Origin of the sequence: Dyadobacter jejuensis, from assembly GCF_003149085.1 — a bacterium.
Classification (GTDB): Bacteria; Bacteroidota; Bacteroidia; order Cytophagales; family Spirosomataceae; genus Dyadobacter; species Dyadobacter jejuensis.
This window is the reverse complement of the sequence record NZ_QGDT01000009.1, coordinates 128,392-147,305: the sequence shown is the minus strand read 5'-3', so window position 1 is coordinate 147,305 and position 18,914 is coordinate 128,392. Positions and strand designations below refer to the sequence as shown.

The 18,914-nt window shown below is 48.3% G+C and carries 13 protein-coding genes; 5 read left to right on the top strand and 8 right to left on the bottom strand.

The window, feature by feature from the left end:
• Nucleotides 1-32: 32 nt before the first annotated feature.
• The 5 genes from lon to CLV98_RS16330 all read right to left on the bottom strand — a co-directional run bounded on the left by lon (nt 33) and on the right by CLV98_RS16330 (nt 8,348).
• Nucleotides 33-2,552, bottom strand: coding sequence for an endopeptidase La (gene lon / locus CLV98_RS16350; protein WP_109676003.1), 2,520 nt, complete (start codon nt 2,550-2,552; stop codon nt 33-35).
• Nucleotides 2,553-2,680: 128 nt separating this feature from the next.
• Nucleotides 2,681-3,241 carry a DUF6702 family protein gene (locus CLV98_RS16345; RefSeq protein ID WP_146202296.1) on the bottom strand — a complete coding sequence of 187 codons (561 nt, stop codon included), beginning with the start codon at nt 3,239-3,241 and terminating at the stop codon, nt 2,681-2,683.
• 1 nt (nt 3,242) lies between these two features.
• Nucleotides 3,243-4,559, bottom strand: a complete 1,317-nt coding sequence (gene rseP / locus CLV98_RS16340) for an RIP metalloprotease RseP (protein ID WP_109675851.1) — start codon at nt 4,557-4,559, stop codon at nt 3,243-3,245.
• 169 nt (nt 4,560-4,728) lie between these two features.
• Nucleotides 4,729-6,537, bottom strand: a complete 1,809-nt coding sequence (locus tag CLV98_RS16335; RefSeq protein ID WP_109675850.1) for a MutS family DNA mismatch repair protein — start codon at nt 6,535-6,537, stop codon at nt 4,729-4,731.
• The gene (locus tag CLV98_RS16330) at nt 6,534-8,348 is read right to left on the bottom strand and encodes an ABC transporter ATP-binding protein (protein ID WP_109675849.1); all 1,815 of its coding nucleotides are present in this window, start codon (nt 8,346-8,348) and stop codon (nt 6,534-6,536) included. The genes CLV98_RS16335 and CLV98_RS16330 overlap by 4 nt, the downstream gene beginning before the upstream one ends.
• A gap of 267 nt (nt 8,349-8,615) precedes the next feature.
• Here CLV98_RS16330 and CLV98_RS16325 point away from each other — a divergent pair, with 267 nt between their 5' ends.
• The 5 genes from CLV98_RS16325 to CLV98_RS16305 all read left to right on the top strand — a co-directional run bounded on the left by CLV98_RS16325 (nt 8,616) and on the right by CLV98_RS16305 (nt 12,619).
• Complete coding sequence (locus CLV98_RS16325) at nt 8,616-9,185, top strand: RNA polymerase sigma factor (RefSeq protein WP_109675848.1); 570 nt, start codon at nt 8,616-8,618, stop codon at nt 9,183-9,185.
• Nucleotides 9,166-10,545, top strand: a complete 1,380-nt coding sequence (locus CLV98_RS16320) for a hypothetical protein (RefSeq protein WP_109675847.1) — start codon at nt 9,166-9,168, stop codon at nt 10,543-10,545. Before CLV98_RS16325 ends, CLV98_RS16320 begins: the two co-directional genes overlap by 20 nt.
• An 89-nt stretch (nt 10,546-10,634) precedes the next feature.
• Entirely contained in the window at nt 10,635-11,117 is a 483-nt protein-coding gene (locus CLV98_RS16315) for a QcrA and Rieske domain-containing protein (protein WP_109675845.1), read from the top strand.
• Between the two features lie 6 nt (nt 11,118-11,123).
• Nucleotides 11,124-12,014 carry a DUF5777 family beta-barrel protein gene (locus CLV98_RS16310; protein ID WP_229203420.1) on the top strand — a complete coding sequence of 297 codons (891 nt, stop codon included), beginning with the start codon at nt 11,124-11,126 and terminating at the stop codon, nt 12,012-12,014.
• 35 nt (nt 12,015-12,049) lie between these two features.
• On the top strand, nt 12,050-12,619 hold the full coding sequence (locus tag CLV98_RS16305; RefSeq protein WP_109675843.1) for a YceI family protein: 570 nt from the start codon (nt 12,050-12,052) through the stop codon (nt 12,617-12,619).
• A gap of 27 nt (nt 12,620-12,646) precedes the next feature.
• Here CLV98_RS16305 and CLV98_RS16300 read toward each other — a convergent pair whose 3' ends face one another.
• The 3 genes from CLV98_RS16300 to CLV98_RS16290 all read right to left on the bottom strand — a co-directional run bounded on the left by CLV98_RS16300 (nt 12,647) and on the right by CLV98_RS16290 (nt 18,771).
• Nucleotides 12,647-15,439 (bottom strand): alpha-amylase family glycosyl hydrolase, encoded by a 2,793-nt coding sequence (locus tag CLV98_RS16300; protein WP_109675999.1) that lies wholly within the window; start codon nt 15,437-15,439, stop codon nt 12,647-12,649.
• Between the two features lie 63 nt (nt 15,440-15,502).
• Nucleotides 15,503-17,350, bottom strand: a complete 1,848-nt coding sequence (locus CLV98_RS16295) for a glycoside hydrolase family 13 protein (protein WP_109675841.1) — start codon at nt 17,348-17,350, stop codon at nt 15,503-15,505.
• A 98-nt stretch (nt 17,351-17,448) separates the two neighbouring features.
• Entirely contained in the window at nt 17,449-18,771 is a 1,323-nt protein-coding gene (locus tag CLV98_RS16290; protein WP_109675839.1) for a SusE domain-containing protein, read from the bottom strand.
• Nucleotides 18,772-18,914: the final 143 nt, after the last annotated feature.

Sequence of the window (18,914 nt, the reverse complement as noted above, 5' to 3'; positions counted from 1 at the left end):
TTAAAAGGAGACGGTCGCTAGAAGGATTTTTTTTATACAGTGACCACTTTCATGGGGTCTTCCTGCTCGGTATCTTTCTTTTCGGCAGGGAAGACGAATGTCATGGCATTCTTTACTTTTTCTGGAAGTAAGGCAATTTTCAAAACCTCATCTACTTGGTCTACATAATGGAAGCTTAGGTCCTTAATGTAGTTGGCAGGGACCTCTTCGACGTCCTTGCGGTTTTTAACACATAGGATGATTTCCTTGACCCCTGCGCGTCGAGCTGCCAGGATTTTTTCTTTTACACCACCTACGGGTAATACTTTTCCCCTCAGGGTTATTTCGCCCGTCATGGCTATATAGGGCTTCACTTTTCGTTGGGTGAAAATCGAAGCCATAGAAGTAGCCATGGTAACTCCTGCAGACGGGCCGTCTTTTGGAACCGCTCCGGCGGGTACATGGACATGGAGGTCGTAATGATTAAACACCCTATAGTCGATGCCTAGTCGGTCGGCGTTGGCTTTGAGGTAGGATAAGGCGGCTACGGCCGATTCCTTCATTACATCCCCAAGTTGCCCGGAGAGGGTCAGGTTACCTTTACCCCTGCTAAGGCTCGTCTCTATAAAGAGGATTTCTCCACCTACCGACGTCCAGGCTAGCCCAGTAACCACTCCAGCGAAGTCGTTATCCTGGTAAAGGTCCTTGTCAAATATTTCGGCTCCGAGGTGCTTTTCTATATGGTCGGCCTTCACGCTTTTTACGTAGTCCTCTTCCATAGCCACCGATTTTGCAATCTTGCGTACCACGGTACCTACCTTTTGTTCGAGGTTACGAACTCCAGACTCGCGGGTATATCCTTCTATAATTTTGAGCAAGGCGGCATCGTCGATACGGATATCGGTGGCTTTAAGGCCGTGGTCCTTGCGTTGTTTGGGAACGAGGTATTTTTTTGCGATCTGTAATTTTTCTTCGATGGTATACCCCGTCATTTCGATGATCTCCATCCGGTCGCGGAGGGCGGGATGGATCGTCTCCAATGAGTTGGCTGTGGCGATAAATAGTACCTGCGACAGGTCATATTCTACCTCTAGGTAGTTATCGGTAAAGGAAGCGTTTTGTTCGGGATCCAATACTTCTAACAGGGCCGAGGAGGGGTCACCACGGAAATCGGAACTAACTTTGTCGATTTCATCGAGGATAAAAACAGGGTTAGCAGTTCCCGCTTTTTTGATGTTCTGGATGATTTTGCCGGGCATGGCTCCAATATAGGTCTTCCGGTGGCCACGGATTTCGGCTTCGTCGTGCACCCCACCTAGGGCCATACGGATATATTGGCGGTTCAATGCCTTGGCTACCGACTTGCCCAGGGAGGTTTTACCCACCCCAGGAGGGCCATAGAGGCAGAGAATAGGAGCCTTCAGGTTCCCTTTAAGCTTTAATACCGCCAGGTATTCGATGATCCTTTCCTTCACCTTCTCTAAACCGAAATGATCGGTATCAAGCACCTTTTGAGCACGGTTCAGGTCGAAATTGTCTTTCGAATATTCCCCCCAGGGTAGATCTACCATCGTTTCTAGATAGTTCATCGTAACGGGGTACTCTGGAGCCATGGGGTTAATGCGCTGCAACTTGGAGAGTTCCTTGTCGAAATGCGCTTGGATAGCGGGGGTCCAGCTTTTAAGAGAAGCCTTGAGCCTAAGCTCGTCCAAATCGCGCTCAGGACTGTCCATTCCTAACTCATCGTGTAGCACCTTGATCTGCTGGCGTAGGAAATAGTCTCTTTGCTGCTGATCGATATCAGAGCTAGCTTTGGACTGTATTTCCCGCTTTAGTTCCAGCATTTCGATGTCGCGCATCATGTACTGTAGCAGCAGATTGGCTTGCTTATGACCGTTGCGCTCCTCGAGCAACTTTTGCTTGTCGGTAACGTCTACGTTGATGTTCGAGGAAAGGAAATGAATCAAGAAAATGGGACTTTCAATATTGTCCAAAGCGATCCGGGCCTCTTGAGGGATCTCCGGGTTAAGCTTCATGATCTTATGTGCTCCATCTCGTAAGGACTGCAACAAGGCCTTAGATTCCTTTTTGGAAGCACTCCCAAAAACGTCCTCAATAGCCTGCACGGCCGCAGTGATATAGGGATCTTCGCTGACGATGGATTTAATTTCGAAGCGTTGACGACCCTGAACGATGATGGTGACGTTGCCGTCAGGAAGGGTGATCATCTTTAAGATCTGGGCTACCGTCCCTACGTTATAAAGATCCTCCGCAGAGGGGTCCTCTTTATTGGGTTTGGCTTGGGTAACGGCCCCTAAGATGCGCAAATTGATATCCGAATTTCGGTATATTTTTTTTACCAGACGAATGGCTTTCTGACGCACCACCGTTACGGGTATTACCATTCCAGGGAATAGTACCGTTTGTCGGATAGGTAAAATGGCCAGTTCACTAGGCAATTCCAATGGTTCCTCGGCCCCATCTGGTCCTCCCAAAGGCACTATTTCAAGGCTATCAATGTCATCGTCCGATACAAGCAGTCGACTGTATAAGTCAGAAGGTTCAAATTTCATAGGCGTTCTGTCATTGTGACAGATAATCATGTCCCAATATATAAATAATGAATATCAAAAGAAAGGTAAAACAATACAAAATAGCCATGCCAAAGGAAACAGTGGCAGCAAGGCAACCACCAGGGAGCCTACAGAGGCTGTTTGGTCTTTCCTTTCTTAAATAAGTAGGTTTTTTTTGAGGAACCAATTTTAAGGTTGGTCATATTTACCTGGTCGTCAAAAATGTCAGTAAGGATGCTGTTGGTGAGCAAAAGGCCTTCTACAGGCGTATTAACACCAGTTTCCAGATAGATCCAAGTAGCGTCGGCTTCGGCCTCTTTACCCAGATAGCTCAGTTGTAGGGGCTCGTTTTTGGAATTGACTAACTTAAAGTGCTCTGCAATATACCGTTTTATAAAAGCGTCGTTTTGGTCTTTGTCGTTAATGACAAATCGTCGTTTGCCATTATTCTCCGAAAGCGCACGCTCCAAGTCGTCGGTAAAGACCCGGATACTCACTTCCAAAGTTTTTCCTGACTTGTTTTGGTGGATCTGGGTAACGCTTACATGGTACTCATGCAGGGAACTTGCCGTACAAGTAACCAACACCAATAGAAGAAATACTCCTTTTCGGGACCATTGCGTAATGGTCCCGAAAGGGGCTAGGGAAGCTATATTGATAAGGGAATTCCCGGCTTTAATATTGAGCATCTTAAAATACTGCTTTCCACACATCATTGAAGATGGCGAAGGCCATCAGTCCTAACAAAAGTACCATGCCCACTTTTTGGGCATTCTCTAGGAATTTATCGGAAGGCTTGCGTCCTGAAATAATCTCATACGACAAAATGACGGCATGGCCACCGTCGAGTGCCGGTATTGGAAGCGCATTCATAAAGGCCAATACCATCGACAGCAGGCCTGTAAGGTACCAAAAGCGGCTCCAGTCCCACACCCCACCAAACATACGTGCAATGCCGATAGGGCCGCTGAGGGCTTTCGATGCCGACACTTCCCCACGAAATATCTTACCGAAGCCTTTGATGTTATTGAACACCACGGCGAAGGCATCCTGAGTACCTACCGAAATCGCCTCACCGAGGCTATAGTCTACTACCGTAAAGTTTAGCAAACTCACTGGATAGAACCCAATGGTACCATCTTCGTTCACATCCACGCTCAGGTTTTTGGTTTCGCCATTGCGAAGTACGGCTAGGGAAGCCGACTTGCCTTTAAGGTTTTGCAATACATCCTGCATCTGGTTAAAATAGGTGATGCTGGTTCCATTGATGGCCACGACTTTATCGTCGGTCATTAATCCCGCTTTGGCGGCTGGAGAACCGGCGACTACTTCTCCAATTTTAAAAGGCTCCAGAGGGCGAATAAAATTCCCCTTTTGTTCTGGATCCGAAAGCTTTTCGATCAGGTTGTTAGGGATGTCTATGTCAATTTCCTGGCCATTTCTGTCGACGGTATAGGAGCTGTAAGATCCCAGAAAAACATCGGAACTTAGTAAGTCACTAAAGTTTTGGTAGGGTTGTCCATTGACCCGGACTATCTTGTCGCCTGTTTTAAGGCCTATTTCCTCAGCGAGCTCTCCCGCTACAATTCCATATTTATTGACCTCTTCTCCTGAAAGGAATTTTTCTCCTTGGTTATAGGCTATGGCAATGAAGATAAACACCCCCACCACTACATTGACAATGATACCACCTAGCATCACTACCAGGCGCTGCCAAGCGGGTTTGCTGCGGAATTCGTAGGGTTGTGGCTCTTTATTCATGGTTTCGGTATCCATGGACTCGTCAATCATCCCTGATATTTTCACGAAGCCTCCCAAAGGAATGGCGCCTATACCGTATTCTGTCTCACCTTTCTGGAAGCTAAATATTTTGGGGGGGAACCCAATGAAATACTTCTCTACCCGCATGCCAAACATTTTTGCTGCGGCCATATGCCCCCATTCATGTAATCCTACCAAGATGGACAAGCCCAGTATGAGCTGTCCGGCCATTATTAATACTTCCATTTAGGTTTCTGTGTGAACGTTTAAATTACTTATTTAGGAACTTTTCAAGACTTATTTCTCCTGATTTTTTTTTGTATAATATGTCCGCTGCCTAGTACAACGTAAAATTAATCTACAAAGTTACGTAAAAGGGATGATAAGAACAGAAAGGGATTGTTTTTTGGGTAGGTTATGGCTTCTCTCTTTCTATATTGATGCCCATCATCCGCATGAGCTCCGAAGCGTTGAAACTCCGACAAATCCCCGGGTGTAGCTTATAATCGAAGTCGAGCTTTCCCTCGGCTACATCGGATCGGAAATGGAAATTTTCTACAAAATCACGTTGACTACCCCATTCTCCTAGCTCAAGATCGTGGGTGGAGACAAGCCCTAGGGCGTTTTTGTGATGTAGCTGTTTGATCAGCGCCTCGGCTCCCTTATGTCTATCGGCGGAGTTGGTACCCTTTAGGATTTCGTCGAGCAGATAAAATACCGGTATGGGGTCTGGGGCATCGGCATATTCTAATAGTTGGCGTAGACGCTTCAGTTCGGCATAGAAAGAAGAGGTGCTTTCTTCCAGAGAATCTTGCGTGCGCATGCTGCTAAAAACGCGTACTGGAGAGCAGGCTAGGGCATGGGCACATACCACCGATCCCGTTTGGGCGAGTACCAAGTTGATGCCTAAGGTTCGCAAGAAAGTGCTTTTCCCCGACATATTGGAGCCAGTAATGAGGATGGTGTTGCCCCTGCCCGACATCCTAAAGTCGTTACAAACGATGCTTTCTCTGGCAATGAGGGGGTGGCCAAGTTGTTGGGCATTAATCTCCAATTCGGTACCCCAACTCACTTGAGGGAAAACATAGCCGGGGTTGGCATAGCAAAACCCAGCCAGGCTGTTAATGGCTTCGGTGTCGGCCAGTACGTTCAGCCATTGGCCCAGTGGCGTCCTATACTTCCGTTTCCAGTCCTCTAGGCCGGCCAGGCAGTGCAGGTCCCACATCGTAGGGATGCCAATAAAAATTGAAAAATAAGGATTGTTTCGAAAATCGAGCCGGTCGAATATTTGTCCCACTTGGTTGAGGCTTTGACTAGCCTGCTTTAGCTCGGCACGGCGCTGTTGCCACCAACGAGAAGAAAAGGAACTGTTTTCGGCCTGTTCGAGCAACTCGCTATAGGCTATCAATGTCTTGCCCAGCTCGGTAGTTTGGTTCACCAAAACCTTTAAGAGCGCTTGATAGCGCTTCAAAATGACCATCTGCCATCCAATAGCCAATAGGAGGGGCCATACAGGTATCCATCCCGCCAAAAATGCGCCACCTACCAAAAATGTGAGTACCGGGAAGAATCTCCATCGTAGAGAGCCCGCCAGATCGGGTTCCATAGTCTGCTGAACCCAGGTTCTGAGGGCTCCAATATGTTGTCCCGCTTGGGGGTACAGCAACGCTGTGGCCTCCCAGTGTTGCCGCCACTCTGGTTTTTTGGCAAATTCGGTAATGGCCTCCTGCCGCATCAGGATTTCCTCCAAAGGAGCAGGTTGCCGCAGCCACTCTGCCAATCTTTTACTGCCCGTTTTGGTACGGGTACGGTTCAGCAGTCTAAATAGGGAATAGTCGCCAAAAATATCTAAGTCTGCCGCATAGGGATGGTCCGTTATTTTATGCTCCAGTCCATTGTCAGAACGGGTAAATTGAAATTTCAAACGATTGATTTCATCTGTATTGATAAGTTGCAGATTTTGTTGGTAGCTGCGCTTTCTCTTGGCCACCTGTTGCCGGCGCATGAGCAGCAGAAATGCCGCAGCCAATACAAGGGAGAGGCCGCCATAGGCGACTTGCCCGGTTCGATACCACAGCCAAGCCCCGAGCACCAGGCCAATAAATGATCCCAGCCGGAGGATGGCTAATAAATTGATTCTTTTTTGAGCAACCTTCTCGGCTTGCTGGGCTTCGGATACGGTCTTTTCGAAAAAAGCGTGGGGGGAGGAAGTGGGTTGGTTCATTTCAGGTTTTCAGCGTCTTCAAACTGCATCTTAATGAGGCTTGCATATAGCCCGTTGTCCATAGAAAGTAATTCTTGGTGGGAGCCTGATTCGGCAATTTGACCTTCCCGAATTACGTATATGGTGTCGACTTTGCGTATAGTGGCCAGTCGGTGGGCAATCACGATGGTGGTCCGATTTTGCATGAGCTCGTCCAAGGCAATCTGCACCAACTTTTCCGATTCGGCATCCAACGAGCTGGTAGCCTCATCGAGAATCAGAATTTTAGGATCTTTTAATATAGCCCTAGCGATGGCGATGCGCTGCCGCTGCCCTCCCGAAAGCTTTATTCCCCGCTCACCAACGAGCGTGTCGAGTTTTTCGGGGAAGGTATCGATAAACTCCATAGCGTAGGCCTTCCTGGCGGCTTCGTAGACTTGCTCCTTAGTGGCGCCAGGCTTACCATACAGGATATTTTCGTAGATGCTTCCACCAAATAGCATCACCTCTTGGGGGACAATGGCAATGTTGTTACGGAGGTCTGTAAGTCCGAAATCGGAAATTGGCCTGCCGTCGAGGCGAATTTCCCCGGCATCGGTATTATAAAACCTCATCAGAAGCTGTATGATGGTAGACTTTCCGGCGCCACTATAGCCCACCAGGGCGATTTTTTCGCCGGCAGGTATCTGAATATCTATGCCCTTGAGTACCGGAACATCTCGGCGAGAGGGGTAAGAAAAAACAACTTTGTCGTAGGTTACCTCCCCTTTAATAGGGATTTTGGCCTGTGGATGGGTGTTCTTGAGCTCTATTTCGGCAGGTTCGGCCAATATCTCGAAAAGCCTTTCAGAGGCACCTACCGTTTTATTGATTTGAGCATATAAATCCCCCATACCACTGATGGAGGCACCAATGAAGGTGGTATAGAGTATAAAGGTGAATAGGTCGGCCAAGCCGAATTCCCCTGACTGTACCAGTCCTGCGCCATACCATACCACGCCGACGATCCCCCCGAAGAGGGCGAAGATGATAAAGGAAACGAAGCCTCCTCGAAAACGGGCCGCATAGAGGGATAAGTCCACTACACGAAGCAAGATACTTTTGTACCGGTCCGACTCCAGTTGCTCATTGGTAAAGGCTTTAACCACGTTGACCGATTGCAGTGTTTCTTCGGCTACTACGTTGGCAGCGGCCAGCTCATCTTGGGCTTTCTTGGAAAGCCGACGCATATGGCGGCCAAAAAATACCGACGCCACCACTAGTATAGGAAATGTAGCTAACATAAATAATGTAAGCTTCCAGGAGGTGTAAAATAGGATGGCTATGCCCACGACTAGGGTGGCTACTTGCCGAAATAACTCCGCGATCGTAAACGATAGCAGTCCCTGCAGCTGTCCGACGTCGGAGGTAATCCTACTGGTGAGCTCTCCCACACGGCGCTGTTCTAGGAAGCTGATAGGAAGGGTGATGATCTTGCTAAAGACGTCGCTACGGATGTCGGTCATGGACCATTCGCTTACCTGGGTAAACAGGTAGATTCTGAAAAAAGAAAAAATAGCCTGAAAGACCAGGATAAAGAATAAAAATAGGGTGATCTGGTTGATCGTATAGGGCGACTTGCCCTCGATGACTTCTATGATGCTCCCGATAAGCTTGGGAAATACCAGCGAGGTGCCGGTAGAAAGGGCCAAGAAAATGAGGCCAGCAATAAAAGTGCCTTTATAAGGCAACAGATATCTAAATAGTTTAAAAGTTATTTTTAGCCCATCCTTACTGATTTTCCTGACGGTAAATGGGGAGGTAGGGGTCGATGCTTTTTCTGTTTCTGACATATCGTATGCTTAAGACCATGGAGTCCGATGGTCTATGTTTCACTATTTTTTTGGAACTGTCTTTCCTTTTAGAAAGATAGTGAAACGACAAAGGTAGCTAATCTAAAAAAATGAATGGCCAACCCGCATTTTTATTGTTAGAAGCCTATCATGCTCCATGATTGTAATTAATTGTTTTTCAAGGAGATATTTATTATTTTAATATAATTTTTTTCAATTGCGCAACCTCATGGGGGGGGACTCCGTACCAATGAATAAATAACCTATATGACCGAGCGTGAGGCGGACTTGTTGAAAGAGCTACTCGACGGTTGTTTAAAACAAGATCGTCGGAGTCAGGAATTGCTCTATAAGCAGTTCTATGGCTTTGCTATGAACATATGCATGCGCTACACAAAGGATCGGGGCCAGGCGAAAGAAATTCTAAATGATGGTTTCTTTAAAGTTTTTACCAAAATGGATACCTTCGATGTCAACCGACCCTTTAAGTCCTGGTTTAGTAGGATCATGATTAATACTGCCCTTGACCATTATAGGAAAGAGTCGCGCCATGAAATATATGACGACCCCAAGGGAGCTGAGCAGGTCATGGTGGATGAAACGGTAATTGGGAAGTTGTCGCACGATGATTTGGTTTTGTTAATACAGCGCCTTACTCCTTCTTACCGGGCGGTATTCAGTTTATTTGTTATCGATGGTTATTCGCATGAAGAGATCGCCGAACAACTGGGTACTACAGTAGGGGCTTCCAAGTCGAACTTATCACGTGCACGAGAAAAACTCAGAGAAATGTTATCCAAGCTAAATATAGAAGATTATGATAGAGTTACCAGATGACGAACTGGACAAGCTCTTCAGTAAATCTTCAGAGGAGCTTGATACGGAGTACGATCCCGATGGCTGGAAAGACCTCCGGTCGCGCTTAGACGCCAGCGATCAAGGAGGCAGTCCATTGCCTTGGTACAGGCGCCTTCCCTTGGCTATGCTGATAGGAGTAGTGGCGTTGCTGGGTGGATTGGTATGGGTAGGGACTCGCGAAGCCGGAGAGGATAATAGGAACAGTACGATAGAGTTAAACACGTCGACAACGGCTCATGGAGCTGAGGAAAAAGGTTCAGCCATAGAGGCCGGCAAGGGAGAAGTCGCGGAATACAGTAGCCCGATGCTCAAAGAAGGGAACGTGGCTACAGCGACCACGGAGGGAAGCCAAGCTAGAGAGGGTCGTGAGAAAGGCTTATCGCTAGGAACTGACTCCCCTAAGCCCAAAAATCGGCTAAAACAACCCACGCGCTATACGGAAAGTAGAAAGTTTGAAGTGGATGGTTCCAATAAAGCAAGACATTTACCCAATGAAGACAGTTTTGAATCACTTTTAACACCTAAAATGGGGGATAGAAACCTATCGGGAGAAGGGCAGGAATCCGAGGTTTCGGAGCAACGTATAGGGGTAGCGAACGCGCAAGAACAGGAGCCCAAGCAGGGGGGACTGGAGGTGCTGGCCTTGGCCGACCCAACGGTACATAATCCTGTAAAAATGCAATGGCCCGGGGTTCAAAAGCCCGATGCCCTGGGGTTGGAGCCGGCTCGGAAACCGATGGTAGATAGCCCTAAATGGGCCGTAAAATTTGGGCTCTCGCCCGACTTAGGGTCGGTAAGGTTTATGAAGGAGGCAAAAATGGGCCGGTCGGTAGCTTTACTGGTGGAGTATGGGGTGGCACCTCGGCTTTACGTTCAGTCGGGAGCCGTGATGAGTACAAAAAAATACATGGCCAAACATGGCGATTATACTTGGCCGTCCAACTGGGGACAGGCTGTGATGCCCATGGCCGTCGATGGAAATTGCAAGATTATGGAGATTCCAATCAATTTGCGTTATGATTTGCGTAGCACCCGTCGGCATAGATGGTCCCTTACAGCCGGGGGCTCCTCGTACCATATGGGAAATGAAAAATATGAATACCTCTACGCGCAGTCAGACCCCAGTATCAAGTGGTATAATTGGGAAGGGCAAACCGGTTGGTACTGGTTTAGTCATCTCAACGCATCGGTGGGTTATGAATACCGCCTCAATAAATCGGTATCCTTGATGGCCGAGCCCAATATTACGGTACCCATTAAAAAAGTAGGCTTTGGTAAGGTCAATCTGTTTACAGCAGGCATCTGGTTTTCTTTGCGCTATACCCCAAAGTTTCGGTGAGCGTTGGCGAGGAGATTACTTATAGATATAGATTTAATCATAAAATTTTGAGCATTCTATTCATTCAAATTCTATAAACCAACACAACTATGAAAAGAGGAGAATTTCTGAAAGGACTGGGGTTAAGTACCTCATCCTTAATGGCATTTTATTGCCTGGGTACGGGCTTGAGTGCCTGTGGTACTACAGACGAAGATCCTGACCCAAGCGACGGTGGCACCGGAGTAACAGGTACGACCACCGGTAGCAGCATTAATTTCACGGTCGATCTCGGTAATTCGTCCAACGCCAAGTTGAAAATAGAAGGGGAATATCAGATTTTTGGGGATGTACTGGTGGCCTTTACTACTCAAAAAACCTATGTCGCCCTAGCCAAAAGATGTACCCATGTAGGTACCGAATTGCAATACCAGAAAGGGGATAATAATTTGTATTGTAACAACCACGGTTCGGAGTTTTCGACCAGTGGTTCGGTGCAGAAAGGACCTAGTACCGGAGAGACTATACCCGACCTACAGACCTATAAAATAACGCTGTCAATGGATGGCAATATCCTCACCGTAACGTCTTAACTGTGTATGATCAGGAAGTGTAAATATCTAGTATGGATCCTGTTTATGCCATTATTGGGCTTAGCGCAGGACGATCTGTTCGATCAATTGCCCTCCTTAGATTCATCTCTTAACGCCCCAGTATCCGCCACTTTTAAGTCGACCAGGGTAGTAAATGGTCAATCGATAGAGACGATGAAAAGGCAGCATTTGGATTTTCGTATTTCACATCGCTTTGGACGCGTGAATTCTGGAGCCTATCAGTTCTTTGGCCTCGACCAGGCCACCATGCGCATGGGATTCGAATATGGTATTACCGACCGCTTGATGGTAGGGCTAGGCAGGAGTACCCTTCAAAAGGCCTATGATTCATTTTTGAAGTACAAGCTTTTTCAACAAGCTACGGGTCTAAAACCTGTACCCGTGTCGGTTACCATTTTCGGCAGTCTTAGTGCCTATACGGCCGACAAAGAGCAGGTTTTTCAAGACAGGATCGCCTATACAGCCCAGGTATTAGTGGCTCGAAAGTTTGGCGAAAAGCTCTCCTTGCAACTTTCTCCGACTTGGCTATTTAGAAATGATCCGTTGACCCAAGGGGACGAAAAGTTGTTGCTGGCCGTAGGGGTAGGGGGCCGCTATAAGCTAAGCAAACGGGTGTCGGTCAATGCCGAATATTTTTATACGGCCCGAGAAAAGTTTACTACTACCGCTCCCTATTACGACGCCCTGTCGATTGGGGTGGATATAGAGACTGGTGGGCATGTATTCCAGTTGCATTTTACGAATGCACTGGGGATGATCGAGCGGCAGTTCGTAGGGGAGACACTCGGTACCTGGGGAAAGGGTGATATTCATTATGGTTTTAATATTTCCCGAACGTTTGGCCTAGGCAAAAAGACCCGGTTGGTACGGAACTGAAGGAGTAGGGAGTGGATGGTTTTAAATCTTTTATTATGAATAAGTTAAAATATACACTACACTTGGTGCTGGTTGGGCTGTTTATCTCCTATAGCGCTTTGGGACAAGTCGCTGCAGCTTTGTATAGTACCACGAGTGGCAATACGCAGTTTTCTTCGGATACCCCACTAGAAAACATCCAAGCCGAGAACAAACGGGGGCAAGCCGTGTTCAATACAAAAACGAGAGAATTGGCCATTCGTATGAACATGAAGGATTTTGTGTTTCCTAATAAGTTGATGCAAGAGCATTTCAACGAAAACTATATGGAATCGGACCAATATCCAACGGCAAGCTTTAGAGGGAAGGTGAACCAAGCGATCGATTTGGGCAAAGAAGGGATTAGTAAGGTATCGGCCACAGGAACTTTTACAGTACATGGCCAGAGCCAGACCAGGACCCTAGAAGGAACCATTGCTGTAAGAAGGGGGACCATCATAATCGACTCAAGTTTCGAGGTACAATTGGAAGATCATCATATAGATGTTCCAAAAATTGTTTTTATGAAAATCGCACAGACAATCCAGGTCAAAGCCCAGTATACACTGGCTCCTATGAATAAGTAGTGCTTGGGGCTATAATTTTAGGATCTACTATTGCTTGATCCATTTTTTGGTGAAAGTGTTTTCCCCTTCCCTGATAATCAATAAATACATTCCTGTTTGCAAATGGTCCAAGCGTAGAAATTGATCGAACGTTGGTACCGTCTTGTTATAGGAAAGGCGCTCGAGCGTTTGCCCACTGGGAGTACAAAGGGACAGGGTGATGGGGCCCTGATAGTCGCTGGCCCATTGTATATGAGCCGCATGAAGTACTGGGTTGGGGGCAAGCAGGATATCGGTGTTGGCCGGTGCTGGTTCTACCGCGGTGATCAGCTCCAGGCTCCAGGGAACCAGCCCAGGCGTAGGCTCAGGATGTTGGATGGAGGTCAGGATATGAAACTGGCCGGGTTTGAAGGGGGTATTACGGCTGATATTAATCAACCTTCCGGTGAAGTAATCGTACCAATCGCCGGAGGGAATGGCCACGTCTTCTGTTTGGAGGCCCAGATTGGCTAATACCCATATTTCCTGGGTTTGGCCCTGAATATGTAATTTTTTAATGGTCTGCTCGTCGGCCTGAAGTTCGAAAGTGGAGCTCCGGAACGCGGGGTCTGAGCGCTTCATTTCAATAAGTTCGGAAAACACTTCGTAAACCCTTTGGCGGTTGGGCTGTTGGAGGTATTCCCACTTTACGGGTTTGGCTCCGGTACGGCCATTTTCGTTTATGGATATGTCGTAACCCAGTTCGCCAAACTGCCAGATCATCTTAGGGCCCGGTGTCAGAAGTGCGAGGGCGGCTGAGGCTTTCAGTCGTTCCAGGGCGTTGTCTAAGGTTCGTGCGGAATACCCATTCCCGATTCCGCCATTGGTGGTGGCGTCGTATACGAGGCGTTCTTCATCGTGGCTCTCCATATAGCCTATGGCCGCTGGGCGCGTAAACCCATCATGATTTTTCCATGAGAGCCTATTGAAATTTCCTTTTCCGTTTTTAATGGTCTCTCTAAAGACTCCGTTGTGGTTGTCCCAAACGAGCATACCATAATTGGTCAGCTCGGCTTCCTCTTTATCGCTTCCAAAATGTTCTAGAATGACATATGCGGAAGAGTCTATCGATCTGATATGGTCATATATGCCCTTCCAAATAGCCACCCGGCTAGGGTCATACTGCCCCCAAGCGCTTACGTTGTTCCCGGAGTTGACCTGAGTAAAGCCCTTGGAAAGGTCGAAACGGTAGCCATCGAACCGATATTGTTCTAGCCAAAAGCTGGTAACGTCGCGCACCAATTGCTGGGTGGCTGGAGCCTCATGGTTAAAGTCGAAGAATACATTATAAGGATGCGTAGCCTGCTGGTTGAACATGGGGCTATCGGAGGAGGGTTGGTTGCCATCCCAGTACATTTTGACGTAGGGGAAGTCATAATCGGCTTGGTTGAGCACCATGTCGAGCAGTACGGCGATGCCCAACTTATGGCACTGATCTATAAAGGCTTTAAGTTCTTGGCGGGTTCCGTAGGCTTTGTCGGGTGCCATGGGGAATATAGGGTTGTAGCCCCAAGAGTCGTTGCCAGCAAATTCCATAATGGGCATCAATTCGATGGCGTTGATACCCAATCGTTGGAGGTAGGGGAGGGTATCGGTGAGGGTTTGGTACCACCGGCTACTGGTAAAGTCACGAACCAACACCTCGTATACGACCAAATCTGCGGGCTGTGGACGCTGGAAACTCGAGGTCTGCCAATCGTAACTGGGTTGGTTGGTCTGTAGTACGGACACTATATTGTCTTTCGCCTTATCGGGGAATGCCAGTAGGTTGGGGTAATGCGATGCCGGAATAAATGAGTCGTTATTTCTATCGAGTATCTTGTCGGAATAAGGGTCAGCTATGGCTATGCTTCCATCTACCAAATACTGATAGGGGTATTCTTGCCCCGGCGACAGGCCAGTCAGGGGAAGCCAATAAGTATCCCCATCAGGGGTACGGTTCATGAGGTAGTTGGGCTGGGTGGCCCAGTCGCTGAAAGGCCCCAGCAGGTGAACGAATTTTTTGTTGGGCGCATACAATACTAAAGTTGCCGAGGACTCGGAAGTATAATTGATTCCTCTTTTTAGTCCCGAAGGCAATGCAATAATTGGAGGATGCGGGGAGACGGTAAAGCGGAATTCGTCGCTGGCTGCTTGTCCTTCCACCTGGGCCCTAATCGTCACCGTATGGGTTTGGTTATCGGCCGAACCCGACGGGATGGTGGTTTTTAGGGTGCTATCCAAGGTAGTGGCTATCAGGGTTCCGTCCACGGATAGCTCCAGCTTTGATTTTTGGGAAGCGACTACCTCAATCGGGATAGACTCGTTAGCTTCTACGAAAAATTGGTCGGAAAGGGGTTGGCGGAACTGTACCTGCAGTTTCGCCGCATCGAAGAGGTCGATGGTGAAATCTTCTGTTTGAGCCGAACCGTCCGCATTTTTCACCAAAACTCCCAGCCAGGCCAGTTTTTTTTCGGGAGAGATTCCCAAATACTGAGTAGGCGTAAGGGTGATGCTCCAGGTATTGCCGCTGACGTGTGTCAGCTTGCCGGGATCAAAGGGTTGGTTGAAGCTCGTCTGACCGGCCGGCCCATACTCCGACACCTTGTTGCTGGCATCGGAGCCCCCCCAAGTCCATATATATAGTCCCGTAGTTTTGTTCAGTAGACCCTCTTTTCTGTTGTCGGTGGCCTGGTTAAGGTCGAAAGTAAGGGTGACTGTGCCGTTAGCAGCCGGGAAGGCTGGGCTTACCTGTAGGGCTTGGGCTTGTCCCCACAGCGACAGACAACATAGGTAAAGGACCAATATATAGTTTTTCATCATCGGGCTGGGTTTGGTTATGATGGTATTTTTAATGCCGGCCAGCAAGCACTGCAAGTCAGAGATTTAATTTATTTCCAAAAGCAAAGCCTTTCCTGGCTGGAGAGTCAGATGGTCGGATATGTCTATCGATCGGTCTTGAAGTACATCCTGAGCCTTAAATTGGCGGGGCAGAATCTCTTCGAAGCGCTTTAAATCGAGCTGGTATTCTTTTTTGTTTTTGTTTAGAATCACCATTATTTTTTGCTTGTCAGTATAGCGGAATTGTACATAAACGCCATCTTGAGGGGCGAAATGCATCAGCTTGCCCTGGTGTACGGCGGTGGCCGTTTTCCTCCAATTTAGTAGTTTTCTAACGAAATGAAGCATATCCAGCTCTTGGGGAGACAACCCCGTTTCATCAAATACATTGGCACTATCCCCTTTCCAGCCTCCAGGCATATCGCTCCGGATTTCCCCATGTTCCTCACTGTGGGGGTTCGCTGCAAGGATTTCGGTGCCGTAATATAGTTGGGGTATTCCCCTGGTAGTCATTAAGAAGGTCAGGCTTTGTTTGAGTTTATCAACATCTTCGTGGAGCTGGGTATATATTCGACTCATGTCGTGGTTGTCGAGGAAAATAACCAGGTCGTTGGGTTGGGCATATACATAATCGTTGGCCATGATTTGGTATAGCTTAATGAGGCCTTGGCTCCAGTTTTCTTCCTCCCTAAAGGCTTCTATCAGGGCCTGGTTGAGCGGGAAGTCCATGAGGCTTTTCAAATGGGACCGATAACCATCCCGATTGATCACCCCTCGTTGCCAGTTGGCTACCAAGCTGGGGTTGTAGGACCATTCTTCTCCTACAATATTGAAATTAGGGTATTCGGCCATGATGCGCCGGCTCCATTCGGCCATGAACTCCTTAGAGGGGTAAGGGTAGGTATCCATACGAATACCGTCGAGGTCGGCGTATTCTACCCACCAGATCGCATTTTGAATGAGGTATTGGGCTAAGTAAGGGTTGCGTTGATTGAGGTCGGGCATGGAGGCTACAAACCAACCGTCCGACTGGAGGGTCTTGTCATAGTCGGAAGCGTAGGCATCGTGGAGGGTCTCGCGGCGGTGGTTGGTAACGGTAAGCGGCTGCCCCTGGTAGTTGACCCAGTTGCTGTCGGGGAGGTCCTTCATCCACCAATGTTCCAACCCACAATGATTGGCCACCATGTCGGCTATGAGTTTGATTCCTTTCTGTTTTGCAAGCTTAGACAGCCGCAGATAGTCGGCGTTGGTGCCGAAACGTGGATCCGTTTTGCTGAAGTCCGTGATGGCATAGCCATGATAGGAGCTGTTGGGCATATCGTTCTCCAATAGGGGGTTTATCCACAATGCAGTGATGCCGAGTGTGGAAAAGTAATCGAGGTGGTCGATAATTCCTTCGATATCCCCACCATGGCGCCCGTATAGCTCGGCGCGGTTGAGGGTGTCGGCCATGCCAGGTTGGGTATCGTTGGCGGTGGTGCCGTTAGCGAAGCGGTCGGGGGTGATCAGGTACATCACATCTTGGGAGTTAAAGCCCACTCTTTGGGCCGATTGGGCCCTTCTTTTTAATAGATCATAGGGATGGGTGATAATGGGTAGCCCAGCCTTTTCGAATTTTAGCTCCATGGTTCCCGCGGGGGCATCTGGAGATAAGTGCAGGTCGATAAACAGATAATTGGGGTTGACCGTCCGATGGACTTTTTTAAGACTTACACCCTTATAGGAAAGGTGGGGCTCGTATTGGGCGATGTTGGGGCCGTGTACCAGGAGTTGCAGTTCCGATTCATGCATGCCCACCCACCAATTCCGGGGCTCCAAATGTTGAATTTGGGCCCGAACTAAAGTGCTATACGACAGCAGCAATAGGAGGATATAGTAAAGCCGAAAGTTCATTTTTATTGGGGTTAGTAGCACCAAGCAGATAAGAATTTACGGGCAACCGACTTGAAGCCTGCTGCCCGTTTGGTTTTTATTGATGATTGTATTGAAGTTTATTTAATTTTTTTTGCCGTGTAGCTGGGATTGTCGAGGTCTTTCACATCCAACACGAAGCTCCATACTCCCGCGGTTACGGCAAAGTTTTTACCCCCGCTTTTTAAGGGGCCACTTTCGGCGATAGGATCTGGCTCGGTCTCGGCTGTAGAGCCTAAGTTTACCCCCCAGTCGTCGTTGAGGCGGAACTTCATGGCTCCGTCGGTCAACACCACGTTGTTGAGGTGCCAGGTCTCGGTGCTTAGGTCGTAGCTGAACTTTTGGTCGGGTTGGTCGCCCCAGCCCGTGGCTGTTGCGTCGCCAACGATGCCCCAAGGAATGTAGGGGGTAATGGTGTACTTAAGTTCCTTGAAGTTAGCCGTCACCAAGTAAGTGCCTTTTGTAACTACTATATTGTCCCCATTGTCGACGAGTACCCCATTGGCGCCTCCATAGTTTACCCCCCAGTCGTTATTTTGACGGAATTTCAACTCCCCATCCACTAGCTTGACGACCGCTCGCCATAGGTCCACGGTAGGGTCGTAGGATAGGGGAAGGTCAGGAGTGGCTCCCCAGTCGTTGGCGGCGCTGCCCACGAGTCCCCATGCGTATTTTTCAATTTTATAAGTGAGGGCCACGGCATTAAAGGTTACCTTATAAGTGCCTGCTTTTACGACGATATTGTCGCCTCCATCCGAAAGCTTTCCATCCTTACCCCCGAGGTTGACGGTCCAATCGTTATCCTGGCGGAATTTTATTTCACCATCTATAAAGGTAACATAGGCTACTAGCTCGTTGGGGGTGTCGGTCTTATAAAGGGGGGCGTCGGGAGTGGCTCCCCAATCGTTAATGGCACTTCCCACGATGCCCCAAGGGCTGCTAAGGTCGAGCTGTACCGAATATGGGGTCACCTTTAGCCCCAGCACCTCGGAGGTGAGAAGGGTGCTTGTGCCCAATTTGGATTGAATGCGAATATCTACGTCAGCAGCTTCGTTTGGAGCCAATCCCAAGCCAATGAGCAAGGAGTTGAGTTCGGCGGTTTTGAATTTTTTCTCTTGCACTGCACCAGTCGTTACGGAGGCGGCCTTGGTGAAGTCTCCTCCTTTTTTATCGATTAGGATGGTGTTAGCAGAGGAAGCGCTGAAACCATAGTCGGTTTGCCAGGCAATAGCCAAGGCTTCTTCTTGGGCCGATTCCTTATTAAGGACCAGCTCGTTGGTCGACAGAGTGACCTGGGGGATGGCTCCACTGTTGAGTATGGCCATATCTTGTTCCTTCATACAGCTCCAGGCTAGGAGACTGGTGAAGGTCAGCAGTAAGAGTTTATTGAAAAGTTTCATCATGTTCTGAATTATGGTCGTGATGGTAATCTGCTAGGATCATGAAGTGCTAAGGGGCCTTAGCCAGGCGCCCTTAGCCAGGCACCCTTAGCCAGGCACCCTTGGCCAGGCGCCGATTAGGTTTGTTATGACGCTTCTGATTTTAT

Bases quoted from the DNA above. Each gene is read 5' to 3' on its own strand.
- CLV98_RS16310 (WP_229203420.1), top strand. From the start codon at position 11,124: ATGATCAGGAAGTGTAAATATCTAGTATGGATCCTGTTTATGCCATTA.
- CLV98_RS16335 (WP_109675850.1), bottom strand. From the start codon at position 6,537: ATGAACCAACCCACTTCCTCCCCCCACGCTTTTTTCGAAAAGACCGTA.
- CLV98_RS16290 (WP_109675839.1), bottom strand. From the start codon at position 18,771: ATGATGAAACTTTTCAATAAACTCTTACTGCTGACCTTCACCAGTCTC.
- CLV98_RS16315 (WP_109675845.1), top strand. From the start codon at position 10,635: ATGAAAAGAGGAGAATTTCTGAAAGGACTGGGGTTAAGTACCTCATCC.
- CLV98_RS16345 (WP_146202296.1), bottom strand. From the start codon at position 3,241: ATGCTCAATATTAAAGCCGGGAATTCCCTTATCAATATAGCTTCCCTA.
- CLV98_RS16320 (WP_109675847.1), top strand. From the start codon at position 9,166: ATGATAGAGTTACCAGATGACGAACTGGACAAGCTCTTCAGTAAATCT.
- CLV98_RS16325 (WP_109675848.1), top strand. From the start codon at position 8,616: ATGACCGAGCGTGAGGCGGACTTGTTGAAAGAGCTACTCGACGGTTGT.
- CLV98_RS16300 (WP_109675999.1), bottom strand. From the start codon at position 15,439: ATGATGAAAAACTATATATTGGTCCTTTACCTATGTTGTCTGTCGCTG.
- rseP (WP_109675851.1), bottom strand. From the start codon at position 4,559: ATGGAAGTATTAATAATGGCCGGACAGCTCATACTGGGCTTGTCCATC.
- CLV98_RS16330 (WP_109675849.1), bottom strand. From the start codon at position 8,348: ATGTCAGAAACAGAAAAAGCATCGACCCCTACCTCCCCATTTACCGTC.
- CLV98_RS16295 (WP_109675841.1), bottom strand. From the start codon at position 17,350: ATGAACTTTCGGCTTTACTATATCCTCCTATTGCTGCTGTCGTATAGC.
- CLV98_RS16305 (WP_109675843.1), top strand. From the start codon at position 12,050: ATGAATAAGTTAAAATATACACTACACTTGGTGCTGGTTGGGCTGTTT.
- lon (WP_109676003.1), bottom strand. From the start codon at position 2,552: ATGAAATTTGAACCTTCTGACTTATACAGTCGACTGCTTGTATCGGAC.